The sequence below is a fragment of the Amycolatopsis sp. NPDC048633 genome (assembly GCF_040650695.1).
GTDB lineage: Bacteria > Actinomycetota > Actinomycetes > Mycobacteriales > Pseudonocardiaceae > Amycolatopsis.
The window spans coordinates 23,626-39,455 of sequence record NZ_JBEZHS010000001.1 but is presented as its reverse complement, the minus strand read 5'-3'; the positions used below and the strand labels follow the sequence as shown (position 1 = coordinate 39,455).

General features: G+C 69.9%; 15 protein-coding genes and 3 tRNA genes. 11 read left to right on the top strand and 7 right to left on the bottom strand.

Annotated features, from left to right (window positions below):
• The first annotated feature begins 11 nt into the window (after positions 1 to 11).
• Complete coding sequence (locus tag AB0C38_RS00225) at positions 12 to 2,687, top strand: tetratricopeptide repeat protein (RefSeq protein WP_360664090.1); 2,676 nt, start codon at positions 12 to 14, stop codon at positions 2,685 to 2,687.
• Positions 2,688 to 2,693: 6 nt separating this feature from the next.
• Here the strand turns inward: AB0C38_RS00225 and AB0C38_RS00220 are convergent, their stop codons facing one another.
• Positions 2,694 to 3,281, bottom strand: coding sequence for a PaaI family thioesterase (locus AB0C38_RS00220; RefSeq protein ID WP_360664087.1), 588 nt, complete (start codon positions 3,279 to 3,281; stop codon positions 2,694 to 2,696).
• A gap of 237 nt (positions 3,282 to 3,518) precedes the next feature.
• On the opposite strand from AB0C38_RS00220, the gene AB0C38_RS00215 reads away from it, so the two are divergent.
• Positions 3,519 to 4,853 carry an MFS transporter gene (locus tag AB0C38_RS00215; protein ID WP_360664084.1) on the top strand — a complete coding sequence of 445 codons (1,335 nt, stop codon included), beginning with the start codon at positions 3,519 to 3,521 and terminating at the stop codon, positions 4,851 to 4,853.
• Between the two features lie 343 nt (positions 4,854 to 5,196).
• Here AB0C38_RS00215 and AB0C38_RS00210 read toward each other — a convergent pair whose 3' ends face one another.
• From AB0C38_RS00210 to AB0C38_RS00195, 4 genes are all read right to left on the bottom strand, one after another.
• Positions 5,197 to 5,655: a hypothetical protein gene (locus tag AB0C38_RS00210; protein WP_360664081.1), complete on the bottom strand. Its 459-nt coding sequence runs from the start codon at positions 5,653 to 5,655 to the stop codon at positions 5,197 to 5,199.
• Between the two features lie 5 nt (positions 5,656 to 5,660).
• Entirely contained in the window at positions 5,661 to 6,215 is a 555-nt protein-coding gene (locus AB0C38_RS00205) for a SigE family RNA polymerase sigma factor (protein ID WP_285482082.1), read from the bottom strand.
• Positions 6,216 to 6,219: 4 nt separating this feature from the next.
• A complete protein-coding gene (locus AB0C38_RS00200; RefSeq protein ID WP_360664078.1) occupies positions 6,220 to 6,522 on the bottom strand; it encodes a hypothetical protein in 303 nt (100 codons plus the stop codon).
• Positions 6,523 to 6,721: 199 nt separating this feature from the next.
• Positions 6,722 to 7,921, bottom strand: a complete 1,200-nt coding sequence (locus tag AB0C38_RS00195; protein ID WP_360664075.1) for an Ig-like domain-containing protein — start codon at positions 7,919 to 7,921, stop codon at positions 6,722 to 6,724.
• A 468-nt stretch (positions 7,922 to 8,389) separates the two neighbouring features.
• Between AB0C38_RS00195 and AB0C38_RS00190 the strand changes: the two genes are divergently transcribed.
• Complete coding sequence (locus AB0C38_RS00190) at positions 8,390 to 8,593, top strand: cold-shock protein (protein WP_003097368.1); 204 nt, start codon at positions 8,390 to 8,392, stop codon at positions 8,591 to 8,593.
• 81 nt (positions 8,594 to 8,674) lie between these two features.
• Here the strand turns inward: AB0C38_RS00190 and AB0C38_RS00185 are convergent, their stop codons facing one another.
• Positions 8,675 to 9,109 carry a hypothetical protein gene (locus AB0C38_RS00185; RefSeq protein ID WP_360664072.1) on the bottom strand — a complete coding sequence of 145 codons (435 nt, stop codon included), beginning with the start codon at positions 9,107 to 9,109 and terminating at the stop codon, positions 8,675 to 8,677.
• Positions 9,110 to 9,907: 798 nt separating this feature from the next.
• Between AB0C38_RS00185 and AB0C38_RS00180 the strand changes: the two genes are divergently transcribed.
• From AB0C38_RS00180 to AB0C38_RS00145, 8 genes are all read left to right on the top strand, one after another.
• Entirely contained in the window at positions 9,908 to 10,162 is a 255-nt protein-coding gene (locus AB0C38_RS00180; protein WP_360664069.1) for a hypothetical protein, read from the top strand.
• Positions 10,163 to 10,332: 170 nt separating this feature from the next.
• Complete coding sequence (locus AB0C38_RS00175) at positions 10,333 to 11,121, top strand: hypothetical protein (protein WP_360664066.1); 789 nt, start codon at positions 10,333 to 10,335, stop codon at positions 11,119 to 11,121.
• Between the two features lie 99 nt (positions 11,122 to 11,220).
• Positions 11,221 to 11,293: transfer RNA gene (locus AB0C38_RS00170), tRNA-Glu, on the top strand.
• A 28-nt stretch (positions 11,294 to 11,321) separates the two neighbouring features.
• A tRNA-Asp gene (locus AB0C38_RS00165) sits at positions 11,322 to 11,395 on the top strand.
• Between the two features lie 31 nt (positions 11,396 to 11,426).
• A tRNA-Phe gene (locus tag AB0C38_RS00160) sits at positions 11,427 to 11,500 on the top strand.
• A gap of 154 nt (positions 11,501 to 11,654) precedes the next feature.
• Entirely contained in the window at positions 11,655 to 12,083 is a 429-nt protein-coding gene (locus AB0C38_RS00155) for a hypothetical protein (protein ID WP_360664063.1), read from the top strand.
• 251 nt (positions 12,084 to 12,334) lie between these two features.
• Entirely contained in the window at positions 12,335 to 12,685 is a 351-nt protein-coding gene (locus AB0C38_RS00150; protein ID WP_360664060.1) for a YciI family protein, read from the top strand.
• 33 nt (positions 12,686 to 12,718) lie between these two features.
• Positions 12,719 to 13,510 carry an arylamine N-acetyltransferase gene (locus AB0C38_RS00145; protein ID WP_360664057.1) on the top strand — a complete coding sequence of 264 codons (792 nt, stop codon included), beginning with the start codon at positions 12,719 to 12,721 and terminating at the stop codon, positions 13,508 to 13,510.
• Here AB0C38_RS00145 and AB0C38_RS00140 read toward each other — a convergent pair.
• The gene (locus tag AB0C38_RS00140) at positions 13,504 to 15,813 is read right to left on the bottom strand and encodes an EAL domain-containing protein (RefSeq protein WP_360664054.1); all 2,310 of its coding nucleotides are present in this window, start codon (positions 15,811 to 15,813) and stop codon (positions 13,504 to 13,506) included. The two genes, AB0C38_RS00145 and AB0C38_RS00140, sit on opposite strands and share 7 nt — an antisense overlap.
• Positions 15,814 to 15,830: the final 17 nt, after the last annotated feature.

Here is a 15,830-nt window from a genome sequence, read left to right as displayed (position 1 = left end):
GGGAGGTAGCAGTGTCGGAGGAGCCGCGCCGTCCTCGGCACGCCGCGCCGGACGAGGAGCGCCGGGTGGCCACGCCGAGCTGGCAGCCGCCGCCACCGGTGCGGTGGGAGACGCCGGAGCCGTCGATCTCGGGCCGCCTCGACGACGGTGAGCCGTCCCGTGGCGAGGAGACCGTCATCCACGCGCCCGTGCGCCGTCCGCCGACGCCGCCGGGCGGCCAGCCTTCGGTCGTGCGCGGGACGATCCCGGGCGCGGAGGATCCGACCCGTCCGCCGGGCCGCATCAACCCCGTCCTGCCGCCGGTCCAGCCGACGCACGCGGTGCAGCCCCCGACGCAGGTGGTCCGCCCGGACCCGAACGTGCCGCAGCCGACGAGCGTGCTCGCCTCGCCGACGCCCGAGACCCAGAGCATCATGCCGCCGATGCCGCGGCCGGCCACCGGTCCGGACACGCCGCTGCCCGACCCGGGCACCGAAAGCGTGCTGCCCGAACGCAGCAGCGAAGGCCGGCACACCGGCACCGGCACCGGCACCGGTTCGGGAACCGGCAGCGGCCCGGGCTCCGGCTCGGGTTCGTTCCCCGGCACCTCGCGGCGGACGTCGTCGCGGACGTCGCGCTCGCGTCGCGGCCGGCTCGGCGCCGGGCTGGTCGAGGTCCCGCCGGTGCCCGCGCGCGACCCGGCGTCGGCGGTGCTGACGAACCCGGTGGTGTCGGAGGAAAAGCGGTTCTGCGGCAGCTGCAGCGCGAAGGTCGGCCGCGGAAAGGACGGGAAACCCGGTGTCCCGGAAGGGAAGTGCGAGAACTGCGGGGCGCCGTTCTCGTTCGTCCCGAAGCTGCAGCCGAACGAGCTGGTCGGCGGCCAGTACGAGGTCCTCGGCGCGATCGCCTACGGCGGCCTGGGCTGGATCTACCTGGCGCAGGACCACAACGTCAGCGACCGCTGGGTCGTCCTCAAAGGACTGATCGACACCGGCGACCAGACGGCGATGGCGGCCGCGGCCAACGAGCAGCGGTTCCTCGCCGAGGTCGAGCACCCGAACATCGTCAAGATCCACAACTTCGTGCAGCACCCGGACGCCCACAGCGGGACGACCGTCGGCTACATCGTCATGGAGTACGTCGGCGGCCAGTCGCTGCGGCAGCTCGCGCTGGCGCACCACCGCGAGAGCCGCCGTCCGGAGCCGCTGCCGATCGGCCAGGTCATCGCGTACGGGCTGGAAATCCTGCCCGCGCTCGGGTACCTGCACAGCCAGAACCTGCTCTACTGCGACCTCAAGCCGGACAACGTGATCCAGACCAACGAGCAGCTGAAGCTGATCGACCTGGGCGCGGTCCGGCGGATGGACGACTACGAGAGCCCGCTGTTCTTCACCACCGGCTACAGCGCGCCGGAGCTGGCGAAGCAGGGCGCGTCGGTGGCGTCGGACCTGTTCACCGTCGGGCGCACGCTCGCGGTGCTGAGCTTCGAGTTCACCGGCTACACCAGCAAGTTCAAGACGACGCTGCCCGCGCCGGACGCGGTCCCGCTGTTCGCGCTCTTCGGTTCGTACTACCGGTTCCTGCGACGCGCGACGCACGCCGACCCGGACCGGCGGTTCCTCTCCGCCGAGGAGATGGGCGACCAGCTGACCGGCGTGCTGCGCGAGATCATGGCGCTGGGCACCGGCAAGCCGCGCCCCGGCGCGTCGACGGTGTTCGGCCCGGAGAGCCGCACGTTCGGCGTGCAGCTGGTGGTGCCGGAGGCCGGCCAGAGCGTGCCGCTGCCCGGCGCGGACGAGGTCGTCGCCGGCCTGCCGATCCCGCAGGTCGACACGGACGACCCGGCGGCGGGCGTGCTCGCCACGACGACCGCGCTCGACCCGCGTGGCGCCATCGAGGCGCTGGCCGGCGCGCCGCGCGAGTCGATCGAGGTGCGGCTGCGGATCGTGCGCGCCCGGATCGAGCTGGGCGAGCTGGCCGAGGCGCAGCGGCAGCTGCAGGCCGGGCAGTACCTGGCGATCAAGAACGGCTTCCCGCACGACTGGCGGATCGACTGGTACCGCGGCCTGATCGAGCTGGCGGGCGGCCGGTCGCGGGTCGCGCAGGTCGCGTTCGAGTCCGCGTACGACGACCTGCCGGGTGAGGTCGCCCCGAAGCTCGCGCTGGGGATCAGCGCCGAGGGCGTCGGCGACTACTTCGCGGCCGCGCGGTTCTACGAGCTGGTCTGGCGGACCGACCGCACGTACGTCAGCGCGGCGTTCGGCCTGGCGCGGGTGTACCTCGCGCAGGGCGCGCGCAACAGCGCGGTGGAGGTCCTGGAGACGGTCCCGCCGTCCTCGACGCACTACGTCGACGCGCAGGTCGCGGCGATCAGGATCAAGACCACGGCGACCAAGGCGAACGGCCGCGAGACGCCGGTGACCGAGCACGACCTGCTGGACGCGTCGTCCCGGCTGGAGCGGCTCCGGCTGGACCTCGAGCGCCAGACGCGCCTGTCCGCTGGCGTGCTCGAAGCGGCGCACGACTGGCTCCGGCAGGGCAAGCCCACGCCGGGCGCGCGGGTGCTGGGGTGCTCGCTGGACGAGCGCGAGCTGCGGTTCGGGCTGGAGCGGTGCTACCGCGCCCTGGCGCGGCTGGCGAGCACGGTCGACGAGCGCGTGAAGCTCGTGGACCGGGCGAACGCCATCCGCCCGCGGACCCTAACCTGACCGGCGTCAGGGGTTGATGTCCCAGTCGCGCTCGCGCTGCTGGTTCTTCTCGTGCTGCGCGGCCAGCTTCTCCAGCGCCTCGGGGTCGCCGTGCGTGCTGAAGTGCTCGAAGCCCACGACGATGAACAGCGCCCGCGCGCTCACCGCGATCGGGCCGTCCTCCGCGTCGAGCCTGCCGTCGGCGCTGACGTAGATCTTGCGGCCCGCGAGGCCGTCGAGGCGGGCCTCGATGAACAGCGTCGAGCCGACCGGGACCGGGCGGCGGAAGTCCGTCTCGAGCTTGCCCGTCACCGCCGGGCGGCGCATCAGGTTGCCGACCGTCGAGCCGAGGGCTTCGTCGAACGCGCAGGCCAGCAGGCCGCCGTGGGCGAGCCCGGGCGCGCCCTGGTGGGCCGCCGTCACGGTGAACCGCGAGTGGATCACCTGGCCCTCGCCGACGGTCGAGCGCAGGTGCAGCCCGGCGTCGGCCTCGTCGCCGCAGCCGAAGCACTCGCTGAAGTGCACGCCGAGCTCGGTGCCCGGGGCCGGCGCCTTCGGGTGCGGGACCGCCGGCTCCACCGCCACCGGCGGCCAGGGTTGAGAAACACGACTCATGCGCTGACGTTAACTCGCCGGTAGCCGGCGCTCGCGCGCGACCCGCGCCGGATGCAGGCAACGTACATCTCTCAGTAGCCGGAAAGTTCCCCACTGTAGATGTTTCGCGGTTCAGGCTGCCGAGCTCAGGGAGCCGGGCAAGACTGGACGGATGAGCTCGAACGGCCCAATGGGCACTGCACGGAGGAGGTCGTCGCCGGCATGAGCGAACCAGCAGCAACGACGGGCAAACCAGCAGTGGACGAGAGAACCGTCAAGCGCGCCGTGTGGGCGTCCGCGATGGGAAACGCCACCGAGTGGTACGACTACGGCGTCTTCACCTCGGGCGCGATCGCCGTCAGCATCGGCTCGGAGTTCTTCCCCGGTGAGGGCAACGCGGTGCTGAAGTCGCTGGCGCTGCTCGCCGTCGGGTTCATCGTACGGCCGTTCGGCGGGGCGTTCTTCGGCCCGCTCGGCGACAAGATCGGCCGCAAGAAGGTCCTCGCCATCACGATCCTGCTGATGTCGGGCTGCACCTTCCTGGTCGGCGTCCTGCCGACGTATTCCGGCGGCTACAGCATGGGCATCGCGGCCCCGATCGCGATCCTGCTGCTCCGGATCATCCAGGGCTTCTCCACCGGTGGTGAGTACGGCGGAGCGGCGACGTTCATCGCCGAGTACTCGCCGACGAAGCGCCGTGGTTTCTTCGGCAGCTTCCTCGAGCTCGGCACGCTGGCGGGCTACGTGCTCGGCAACCTCGTGGTGCTCTCCGTGACGCTCTCCCTGTCGGCCGACCAGGTCGACGCGTGGGGCTGGCGGATCCCGTTCTTCGTCGCGCTGCCGCTCGGCCTGGTCGGGCTCTACCTGCGGAATAAGCTCGAGGACACCCCCGAGTTCCGCCGGATGGAGGCCGCGGGCGGGAAGCCGCAGAAGGCGCCGCTCAAGGAGATCTTCACCCGCAACTGGCGGATGATCCTCAACCTGATCGGCATCGTGCTGCTGCTGAACGTCGCGGACTACCTGCTGCTGACCACGATGCCGACGTACTTCACGGAAACGCTGAAGATCAACGACAACACGTCGACGCTGATCATCATCGCCGTCGAGATCCTGCAGATGGCGATCATCATCCCGCTCGGCGCGCTGTCCGACAAGATCGGCCGGAAACCGTTGCTGCTCACCGCGGCCATCGGGTTCCTGGTGCTGAGCTGGCCGTCGCTCAAGCTGATGCAGTCCGGCAGCATCTTCTGGCTCTTCGTCGGGTTCCTGATCGTGGCGATCCTGCTGGTGCTGATGCTCGCGGTGATCGGCTCGACGTTCCCGGCGATGTTCCCGACCCGCGTCCGGTACGGCTCGTTCGCGATCGGCTACAACATCTCGACGTCGCTGTTCGGTGGTACCTGCGGTGTCATCGTGACGGCGTTGATCCAGAGCACCGGCAACCCGGACTGGCCGGCGTACTACCTGATGGCCGCGGCGCTGATCGCGATCATCCCGATCATCAAGATCCCGGAAACGTCGCAGGTGCCGATGGACGAGATCGACACCGAAGGCAGCGGGGGCAAGCTGACCTCCGCGGCCGCTCAGCGCTGAGCGGCTCGCGCCGGAAACACGTGTGCCCCGTCCGGATCACCGGGCGGGGCACACGTGCGCGGTGGGTCAGTTCGCGTCGCGCCGAGGAGTGAAGCGCTTACGAGACCAAGCGGCGAGTGCGCCTGCGACCACAACAGCGATTCCGGTTTCGACGATGAGTGCGGCGAACACCATGTGCTTCCTCCTCGGGTTCTCGGGCCGGCGACGAAGCGTCCGGCTGAGCAGTTTGTCCGGCGTCCGATCGGACCACCACAGGGTTCATCGCCACGGGCCGCTCGCGTATTTCGTCAAAAACCCACTTCTGAACGGTGATCTACGCCACGTCTTTGACCTGCGGAAACAGCTAGCGTGACGTCGTCGCGACGGGCGCTTCCGGGTTCGTCGAGGTCGGGTTCGCCGAGGGCGGTGACGTCGGTCGCTCCACCTTCCGGGCCGAGGACGGGGTCGGCTGCGTCGTCTTCGACGCGCGCGGGGTCCGGCCCGGCTCGGCCGGGGGCGGCGCGATCGAGGTCGCCGGGACCTCGGTGGGCGACGGCGAGCTGGGAGCGGTGGTGCCGATCGTGGAGAGCACGGGGCCGGCGGGCTGCACCGGCTCCGGCGGCCCGACGCGGTGACCGGCCAGGAAGGCGGCCACCGCGAGGACCACCGCCGTCGCGGACGAGGTGCCCGCGACCGCCAGTCGCTTGCGTCGTCGCCGGATCCGGCCGCCGCGCTCGATCACGTCGGCGGCCTCGAGCCGCATCGGCGGGGTGTCACCGGTAGCGCCGGTGAGGATCGCGCGGACGTCGTCTTCGGGGTCCATGTTCGTCACCTCCCCTCCGTGGTCGCGCTGAAGGTCAGCGCTTCGTAGTGCGGGCCGAGCCGGTTGCGCAGTGTCGCCAGGCCCCGCGAGGCCTGGCTCTTCACCGTGCCGGTGCTGCAGCCGAGTGCCTGCGCCGTCTCCTCGACGCTCAGATCCTCGAAGTACCGCAGCACCAGCACGGCGCGCTGCTTGGGGGCCAGCACGGCCAGCGCGTGCCGGACCAGCATGTCCTGGTCGCTCCCGGCGGGTTCCGCCGGGAGCTCGGGCAGGGTGTCGGTGAGCCGCTCCCGTTTCCACCTGCTGCGCCGGTGCTCGGCGAGGAACGTGCGCAGCACGACCTTGCGGGCGTAGGCGTCCAAGGCGTCGTGGCGCGACAGCCTCGGCCAGGCGAGGTAGAGCTTGAGCAGCGCGGCCTGCGTGAGGTCCTCGGCTTGGTGCCAGTCGCCGCAGAGCAGGAAGGCGGTGGACCGCAGGCTGTGCGCGCGCTCGCCGAAGTACCGGGCGAACTCGCCGTCCCACGGCGAGCCCGGCCCGGTCGACGGACGGGAGCGGGAGATCACCGAGCTACCGGGTCACCCCGATGGCCGGCAGGTGCAGGTCACCGGTCGGCCCGGCGGGCACGGCGACGGGGACGCGCTGCGGGCGTGCGGACGGCGCCTTCGTCGCCTCACGCGGCGGCGCGGGCACGGCGGTCGGCGCCTTGGTCGGCTGGCGGCTGGTCGTCGGGATCGCCGACGGCGGGTTGGTCGGCTGGGTCGTCGCGGACGGTGCCGGCGGCTGCGCCTCCGAAGCCAGCGCGATGCCACCGGTCAGGGCACCACCGGCGAGCACGAGAGCGCCGAGGGAAAGGGCGATACGGATACGCAAGACAGCTCCTCTTCTCGCGGGCGCGGCCGTCGATCGCCGCGCCTCTGCCCTTAGTCATGCGGCGGGTGGTCGGCGGGGTTGCATCGAGTTCCGGCCGATCTTGAAGACGTTCGGCAGGGGTGGGGAGTTGCGGCCGGAACGACGAACGGCCGGGAAGTCCGCGTGGGACTTCCCGGCCGCCCGGTCTTCCTGTGTGGTCTCAGCCGGCGAGCGCCGACAGCTTCTGCCAGCTCGCCCAGTCGTACGTCCAGTCGCTGTAGTCGCCGTCCTTGGCGCTCAGCGTCTGCGTGCTTCCCGTGATCTCGACCGGGTCGCCCGTGAGCACGCCGTCGTAGTACTCCTTGGCTCGCGCCGGCGACAGGTTCAGGCAGCCGTGCGAGACGTTCTTCTTGCCCTGCGCCCAGACCGACGCCGCCAGGCCGTGGATGAACTCGCCGTTGTTGGAGATCCGGACCGCCCACGGCACCACGACGTTCTCGTAGTGGTACTTCGGGTTGCTCATCGCGTACGTGGACTGCTTGCCCATCACGACGTGCACGCCGCTGTGGGTGACGCGGCCCGGGTCGGAGTCGAGGCCGTAGCTCACCGGGTAGTCGGCGATCTGCTGGCCGTCGCGGATCACCTGCATCGTGTGCTGCGTGGTGTTGCCCTTGACGATCTGCGAGCGGCCGATCGTGAAGCTGGCCGACACGTCCTGCTTGCCGTACACGCCTTCACCGATCTTGACGCCGTAGATCTTGGCGTTGACCTTCACCGTGGTGCCCGGCTTGTAGTACTCCTTGGGCCGCCAGTGCGCCGAGGTGTCGCCGTCCGTCCAGCCCCACGAGCCCTCGGTCTTCGGCGTCGTCTCGACGGAAAGCGCCTTCTCGACGGAAGCCTTGTCGGTGACGCGGCTCGGGAAGGACAGCGCGATCGGCATCGCGATGCCGTACGTCTGCCCGTCGCCGACGTTCAGGCTGGCCGACATCTGGCGCTTCGGCTTCACCGTGGTGAAAGCGCCGCCGATCGGCAGGTTCTTGCCGTCGGCGCCCTGCGCCTGGCCGGACCAGGTGTAAGTCTTGCCGTAGCCGAGCTGCTCGGTGGTGTTCCAGCTCTTCTTGTCCGCCGACGTCTGGCCCTGGACCTGCTTGCCGTCCGGGTTGGTCAGCGTCACCGAGACGATCGTGCCGCTGTCGACCTTGACCTCGACCGGTTCGCCGGGCGGCACGTCCTGCGCGCCGCCGGCCGGCGTCACCGTCAGTTTCGCCGGCTGCGCGGTGGGCGCGGGTGGCTGCGTCGGGCCCCCGCCCGACGTCCCGCTCGCCGACACCGTCGGTTCACTGCTGCACGCCCCCAGCGTGAGCACCGCGATCAAACCCAGTGCCACAGCAGCGCCCCGGCGCCGCGTGGAAGTCCTCACCGTCAACCCATTCCCCTTTGCCCCTTTGGTGCTTCCCCTCCTCGAAGACGTCCCGCGGACCTGCGACGTTGAGCAAGAGTCGCGTGACGAAGGTCACAAGTGGCCGCGGAGGCTTTCACTGAGGGGGCACGGGCGACTCCGAGCCGTATCCGGTGATCACGGCGTCGCCTGCCGCGCAAGACTAACCGGTGGGTCCGACAGAACGTGGCCGGGAGCCCTACGACGTTCCGGTGACCTTGGCCCGGACAGGCGTTTTTCGCCTCGATCACGGGGTTCAACTTTGGCCAGATCCCGGTAGTCTGCTTGCAGGCCGTCGTTTTGCGTGTTCGTGGCTTCACACTCGCGGAACTTCTGACGCGAGCCATGGAGCCGACACGCTCTTGACTCGTCTCGTTGGAACCGCCCGGGACGGCCGGGGTGCCGCTTCGGTGGCATTCGAAGCGGATCTGTGTAACGAGGAGAACAGCGGTGGCGCAAGGCACTGTGAAGTGGTTCAACGCGGAGAAGGGCTTCGGCTTCATCGCGCAGGACGGCGGCGAAGGCGACGTGTTCGTTCACTACTCGGAGATCGAGGGTCGCGGTTTCCGCACGCTCGAGGAGAACCAGCGAGTGGAGTTCGAGGTCGGCCAGGGACAGAAGGGCCCGCAGGCCCAGAAGGTCCGCGCGATCTGAGAGACAGGCCCTTTAGCGTTGTCTTAAGGCCTGAGCGAAGGGCCCCCGGCGTGTTGTCGGGGGCCCTTTCTCATGAAGACGTCAGCGCCGCCCGACGGCCGGCGCGTCGAAGGCGTCGGCGGGGAAGTGGAACTCGTCGGTGAGGTCGGTGAGCTCGCCGACGTGCTGCCGCTGGTCCTGCAGCGAGGAGGCCTGGCCTTCCCAGTTGAGCCGCTCGAGGATCCACTCCTGAGCGAGCGCCTGGGGCGAGATGTCCCGGTCGGCGGCGATGTCCTTCAGCTGCTGGTTGGCGATGAGGCTCATCCGGAGCTGGATGACCTGAGCCTCACCGAACCGCTTGCCGGTCCCGGTGCTCTCGTTGTCGGCATCGGGCGCCAGGGCGGCGAGGTAGGAGGTGAGTTCCTTGTCCTCGACAACACCATCATCCGCAGGCTTAGCGGCACCACGATGGCGTCCGGAGGACGCGGCTTTGAGGTTCGTCCGGCTGCTCAAGCGGCCAAGGGAGGGAAGAGGCACGCCAGCCACGATAACGGTTAGGTCTCACCACACAAACCACTGTGAGCCACAACACGCCGAACGGTCACCCCGATCAGCCCAACGGTTACCCAAACAGAGCAGCGCAGCATAAGCGCAGCGCAACAGGCACCTAACGCAATGAGTCGATCACGGCCAACACCTGCAATCGGCCAAGGTGACGAGCCTCCGCGGCAGCAGAGGAGGCCGGGGCGACGAGCAGGCGCCCGGCGCCCGGCAGCAAGGGGATGGCTGCCAAGCCACGGCAACAGGAGTGCCCGGAGTAGCAGGGGGCGGCATCGAACGAAACGAGAGCCGCGGAGAGCGCAAGACGAACGGCGCACGGAAGGCAGTTCGCCAGGGCGCGCAGCGCCCGAAGCGAGAACTTGCACCGGCTGGAAGCGGAGCCAGAGGCACCGTGGGGGTCCGGGGGCTCGGCCCCCGGGCAATACGCCGGAATGACTGGGGCAAGCGAAGCGCCCCAGGAAATGGAGGACCCCCGCGCCAGGGGGAGGAACGCGGGGGTCGGAGGGGATCTCCACAGGCGCTGACCGGGGGTGTGTCAGCACTTCGATTGTTGCACGAGTTCACCCTCTGGGCGAGTGGAGAGCGGGAAATTTCCGCGTCTGGTGTCACTTCCGTCCCAGGTGACCGTCGTTCGGGTGGTCCCGTTCTCTCTGCGTGCTGATTGCGCTGCGTTGAGCGGAGCGTGGCCTCAGGTTCACTCTCCGGGGGGCTGTGTGTGGCGCCCGGTGCTGGCTAGCCTCGCGGCCAAGCTGTTGTGAGCCGTATGGAGGGGCTATGAGCGGGTCTGTTGAAGTGCGGCAGTTCCTCCTTCGGTACGAAGGTGCCGATGGGGGGAGTGCTCCGTTCGCCGGGGGGTTGCCGGCGCAGCGGAGTGGGGCCGCGGATGCGCAGCGGGTGTCGGATGATCAGGTTCGGCGGGCTCGGCTGGCGGTGGCGAATGGTGCGCTGGGGGTCGAGGACTGCGTGCAGCTGCTGGAGATGCTGGGTCTGGATTTGGATGAGGATGGGCGGGCGCCGGTTCAGCGCTGAGTGTGGGTGCGGGCCGGTGGGTCCGGTGGGCGGTGTGGGTGCCGCCGGGCCTGTCCGGTGATGTTCGTGCTGGTTGTCGCCGTTTCCGGCAAGTGACTGACAAGGCTGTCGAGGTTCTTGACGGGCGTTTCGTAACAGTGTTACGTTTGCCGCGTCGAAAGGGGACGGACATGACGACGATCGAGGGCGCGGCGGGGCTGGCGAACCGGATCCGCCCGGTCGTCCAGGTGCTGGGCGGGAAATTCATGACTTCGCCGGAGCTGGCGGCGGTCGAGGCGGAGGCCGGGTTGCCGCCGCGCTCGCTGTACCTGCGGGGGCGTTCGGCGGTGCTCGGCGACGTTCCGCCGAAGGTGGCCGCGGAGCTGTTCGGGATCTTCCCGCACTGGCTGTTCGACTTCGTCCTGCCGCCGGCGACGGCGGCCTTGGATGCACCGGCGTCCGTCCGTGCCTACGCGGAGTCATCGGCTCGGTGGTCGCGCGTCAGCCTTTCGGCCGTATCGGAGCCCGGCCGTCTGGCGGACCTGCTGTTCCGCGTGGTCGACGCCGCGGACGCGAGCGGGCTGGCGCTATTCGCCGGCTGGAAGAACGCCGCACGTCCTTCCGGGGACGTCGAACGGCTCGGGTTCGCGCTGATGGTCTTCCGCGAGCTGCGCGGCGGCCTGCACTTCGCGGCGCTGCGGGCGCTGGGCCTGTCGGTGCCGGAGGCGGTGATCGCGGACCCGGAGGGCGGCCGCGAGCGGCTGCTGCGCACGGCATGGCCGGCGGAGGCGGCCGACGAGCTGCTGGCGGCGGCTTCGCGGAAGCCGGATCTGCGCGACCGTTGGCAGCGCGCGGAGTCCTTGACGGACGATCGGATCGACGAGCTGCTCGCCTCGACGTTGGCGGCGCCGGAGCAGGCGGAGCTCGATCGTCGTCTGGCTGAGCTGTTTGCGCTGGTCGTGGCCGCGCCGGAGGCTTAAGGGAACCCCCGTGCAAAGCGGTGGTGGCGTGCCCTATGCTTGTAATCGCTCCCGGGGGGACCTGAGAGCGCGGTCGGTCGGTCACCCGAAACCGACCGGGCTCCCATCGTCCAGCGGCCTAGGACTCCGCCCTTTCAAGGCGGCAACGCGGGTTCGAATCCCGTTGGGAGTACGCAGTACCGTAGTAAAGCAGTATGCAAGGCCCTGTGGCGCAGTTGGTTAGCGCGTCGCCCTGTCACGGCGAAGGTCGCGGGTTCGAGTCCCGTCAGGGTCGCAAGATCGTTCGGCTCCTTGCCGGCGTTCCCGGCCAGGTAGCTCAGTTGGTACGAGCGTCCGCCTGAAAAGCGGAAGGTCGCCGGTTCGACCCCGGCCCTGGCCACGCTGGTAGAAACCGCCTTGACCCAGGTCAGGGCGGTTTCCTCGTTTCTGGGGCCTGGTCTTTGGCCGGCCGCTGTTGACCTTGATTGACCGCCGTCGCCGTCGCTAGTCGCACGCCTAGCTGAGTTGTCGGTGGCCGTGCTTAGTCTCACACGATGGACTTGAGCTGGATGGGACAGATTGTCCCCGTGGTGGTGACGGCTGGCACGGCGATCGCAGGGCTGATGAAAGGCCAGCGCCGTAGCCGCGCCAACATCAGATACGACGCTGAGATCTTGAAGGAGCTGCCGCCCGACTCCGAGGCATACAAGCGATTGGCGGAGCACATCGAGGACCGCGTCAACGTGATGGCGAAGGTTGAGCGGGAAGGCTCAAGGAAACCCTTTTCGGCCATCTGGTGCTTCATCTTTGCGCTTGGCTTCAGCTACGCCGGGGTGGTGTTGTACGCGCTCGACCACTGGTGGGCAGTGCTGACAGCCATGGTGGTCTTCGTCTTCGTGCTGTTCTTTCTGTACTTGGCGTTTGACTACCTGGTGCTTGCCGAGCGCGACGAGAAGGGCAACCGTGTCACGCGGAGCCCATAGTCCCCGTCATCGTCGTCCCCTGCCATCCGTCCGGCGCTGAAGGATCGCCTGCGAGGGATCGATGCCGGGGCCTGGGGACGACCTCCTCTCGCGTCTCGCCCAAGCCCGCGACGAGCACGACCGGCTCACCACCCTGCCCGTTAGGCCGAACGAGTGAACCGCGAAAGCGCATGTCCGGTCCGTGCGGCCGGCGCCGACCACCCGGTGAAAGGCAGCCCACCCCGGGCCGCCACCCACACCGGGGAGCCGACATGCGATACCTCCTGACCCTCCACATGAACCCGACCCTCTGGGCCACCCTCACCGACGACCAGAAGAACGGCGTCTACGAAGGCCACGGCGACTTCACCAAGCGCATCACCGACACCGGCGAGATGGTCGGGACCAAGGCGCTCGCCGAGCCGGCCGAAACCCGGACCGTCCGCGTCAAGGACGGGGAGACGCAGGTCCAGGACGGCGCCTTCATCGAGGCTGAAGCCTTCTTCTGCGGCTACTACATCGTCGACGTCGAAACCGAGGAGCGGGCCGTCGAGCTCGCCGCGATGATCCCCGACGCCCAGTACACCGCCGTCGAGGTGCGGAAGATCATCCACGAGGGTTGACCTCGATCAAGGTCGAGGGTGCACGCTGGAAGCATGACCACTGCAGGGGAATGGGGCATCGACGCCGTCGACCTCGACGCGTACCTCGCGCGGATCGGGCAGCCGGCGGCCCCGCCTTCGGCGCAGGCGTTGAAAGATCTCATGCGCGCGCACGTCCGGACCATTCCGTTCGAGAACATCGACGTCGTTCTTCAGCAGCACCAAGGGATTTCGCTCGACGTCGTGAGCGCGAAGCTCGTCGGGCGGCGGCGAGGCGGCTACTGCTACGAGCAGTCCGGCCTCTTCGCCGCCGTCCTCGAGCGGCTCGGCTACACCGTCCACCGGCTCGCCGGGCGCGTCCAGCCGCGGCGGCCGGGGCCGTACACGCACATGACGCTGGTCGTCGAGGTCGACGGCGGACGCTTCCACGCCGACGTCGGGTTCGGTGCCGGGATCTTCGCGCCGACGCCGCTCGTCGACGGTCAGGAAACCGACCAGGCCGGCTGGCCGCATCGGCTGACCGAGAAGAACGGCTGGTGGACGCTCAAGAAGGCGGACGAGGACCTGCTCGACTTCCGGCTCGACGCGATGCACCCGATCGACTACGAGGTCTACCACCACTACACCTCGACGCACCCGAAGTCGCCGTTCACCGGACGCCTGGTGATCATGACGCTCGAACCGGGCGTCAGCCGGAAGCTGCTGGGCCGCGAGCTGACCGTCGAAAAGCCCGGCGGCAGCAGCGAAACCACCACCGTCGCCCCGGACGAGCTCGACACGACCCTGAAGGACTTCGGCATCGAGCTGACGGCGGACGAGCTGGGCCGGCTCAAAACCCTTTACTGACCGAACAGCTCGGCCGCCGGCACCGGCCGGCCGAGGTGGTAGCCCTGCGCCTGGTCACACCCCAGCGAGCGGAGCAGGTCCAGCTGCTCAGCGGTCTCGACACCCTCGGCGATCACCGTCAGGTCGACGGCGTGGGCCATCGCGATGATGCTCGTGACGATCGCCGCCGCGTCCCGTGATTCGGCGATGCCGGTGATGAACGAGCGGTCGATCTTGAGCGTGTCCAGCGTCAGCCGGCGCAGCTGGGCGAGCGACGAATACCCGGTGCCGAAGTCGTCGATCGCCAGCAGCACGCCCAGCGACCGCAGGGACGCCAGCACTTCCGCGGCCGCTTCCTGGTCGCGCATCAACGCGCTCTCGGTGACCTCCAGGCACAGCGCGCCGGCCGGCAGCCCGGTGTTGGCCAGCGCGTCCTGCACCGCGGGCACCAGGTGCGGGTCGTCGAGCTGGCGGGTCGACAGGTTGACCTTCAGCGTCAGGTTCAGGCCCTGGTCGCGGCGCCGCGCGGCGAGCTCGCGCGTGGTCGCGCGGAGCATCTCCTTGCCGATCACGTTGATCAGGTCGCTTTCCTCGGCGAGCGGGATGAACTCCGCGGGCGAGATCGCGCCGTGGCGGGGGTGCGTCCAGCGCAGCAGCGCCTCGACCGCGACCATCTCGCCGGTTCGCAGGTCGACGACCGGCTGGTAGGCGGGCCAGAGCTGGCCGTCGTGCACCGCGTCGCGCAGGTCCTGCTCCATCCGCAGCCGCCGCTGCATCCGCTCGCGCAGGCCGACGTCGAAGAAGTGGTGCCGCCCCCGGCCGAGCGTCTTGGCCTGGTACATCGCGACGTCGGCGTCGCGCACCAGGTCCTCGGCGCTGCGGCGGTCCGCGCCGCCGACGAGCACGACGCCGATGCTGGCGTCGAGGTGCAGCTGCCGGCCCAGCACGCCGATCGGCTCGGCCAGCGCGGCCCGCAGGTGCTCGGCCAGCGCACGGACCTCGCCGGGCTCGGTGACCTCGCCGGTGACGACGACGAACTCGTCGCCGCCGAGCCGGCCGACCAGGTCGTCGCGGCCGGAGCAGCGGCGCAGGCGCTCGCCGACGATCCGCAGCACCTGGTCGCCGACCGAGTGCCCGAGCGAGTCGTTGATGACCTTGAACTTGTCCAGGTCGAGGAACAGCACGGTGAGCGCGCCGCGGCCGGTGCCGTCGAGCCGGCCGAGCACCAGGGTCCGGTTGGCCAGCCGGGTGAGCGGGTCGTGGGTCGCGTCGTGGGCGAGCTGCGCGCTGATCGCGCGGGCCTCGGTGATGTCGGTGAACGACGTGACCACGGCCAGCGCCGCCGGGTCGTCCGGGTTGAGCAGCCGCGAGGTCAGCGACACCCAGACGTCGCGGCCGTCGGGCCGGCGCAGGCGCACGACCAGGCCGTTGTGCGCGACGCCGGTCCGCCGCGTCCGGACCGACGGCGTCTCGTCCGGCGGGATCCACTGCCCGGACTCGGTGAACAGCACGAGCGTGTGGCACGGGACGCCGATCAGCTCGGCTTCGGCGACGCCGAGGATCCGGCAGGCCGCCGGGTTCGCCGCTTCGATGAGCCCGCCCGGGCCCATCACCAGCACGCCTTCGTCGAGGGACGCGACGACCGTGCGGTGGTTCTGCTCGGCCCGCCGCCGCGCGGTTTCGTCTGCGCAGACGAGCACGTACCCGTCGTTCATCTCAGCTGCCGAAACGCGGACCGCCAGGGGAGCGCCGTCCCGCCGCCGGTGCAACGCCTCGGTGACCCCGCCGCCGCGCAGGTCGAGGGGCGCGCCGACCAGCTCGCTCGCCCGCCGTCCGACGGCTTCGGCGGCGGTCCAGCCGTACACCGCTTCGGCGGCCGGGTTCCAGCTGGTCACGACGCCTTCGCCGGTGGTCGCGATCAGCGCGTCGCTGACGTGCGACACCAGCGCAGCCTGGTAGCGGAGGGCGTCCGCGGCCGCCTTCTTCGCCGTGATGTCCCGCATGACGACCTGGTAGGCGAGCCCGCCGAGGCGCACCGACACCGTCTCGACGGCGAACTTGCTCCCGTCCAGCCGGGACATCAGCGCTTCGACCGGCTCGCTCGCCTGCCCCGGCTCGGTGAGCAGCGCGAGCTTCTCCACCAGCGCGGTACGGGAGTCCTCGGCGACGAAGTCGGTGAAGCGGCGGCCGACGACCTCGGCCGCGGATCGCGCGGCGAACGTCTCGAGGGCCGCGCGGTTGGCATAGGTCAGAACGCCGTTCTCGTGGACGCAGATCGCGTCCGGACTCAGCTCGACCAGCTCGCCGAGGGAGTCAGCCTCCATGAGCGTCCGTCCCCCAT

Excerpts from the sequence above, each read along its gene's own strand:
- AB0C38_RS00140 (WP_360664054.1), bottom strand. The coding sequence starts at position 15,813 with ATGGAGGCTGACTCCCTCGGCGAGCTGGTCGAGCTGAGTCCGGACGCG.
- AB0C38_RS00145 (WP_360664057.1), top strand. The coding sequence starts at position 12,719 with ATGACCACTGCAGGGGAATGGGGCATCGACGCCGTCGACCTCGACGCG.
- AB0C38_RS00180 (WP_360664069.1), top strand. The coding sequence starts at position 9,908 with ATGAGCGGGTCTGTTGAAGTGCGGCAGTTCCTCCTTCGGTACGAAGGT.
- AB0C38_RS00155 (WP_360664063.1), top strand. The coding sequence starts at position 11,655 with ATGGACTTGAGCTGGATGGGACAGATTGTCCCCGTGGTGGTGACGGCT.
- AB0C38_RS00220 (WP_360664087.1), bottom strand. The coding sequence starts at position 3,281 with ATGAGTCGTGTTTCTCAACCCTGGCCGCCGGTGGCGGTGGAGCCGGCG.
- AB0C38_RS00150 (WP_360664060.1), top strand. The coding sequence starts at position 12,335 with ATGCGATACCTCCTGACCCTCCACATGAACCCGACCCTCTGGGCCACC.
- AB0C38_RS00175 (WP_360664066.1), top strand. The coding sequence starts at position 10,333 with ATGACGACGATCGAGGGCGCGGCGGGGCTGGCGAACCGGATCCGCCCG.
- AB0C38_RS00210 (WP_360664081.1), bottom strand. The coding sequence starts at position 5,655 with ATGGACCCCGAAGACGACGTCCGCGCGATCCTCACCGGCGCTACCGGT.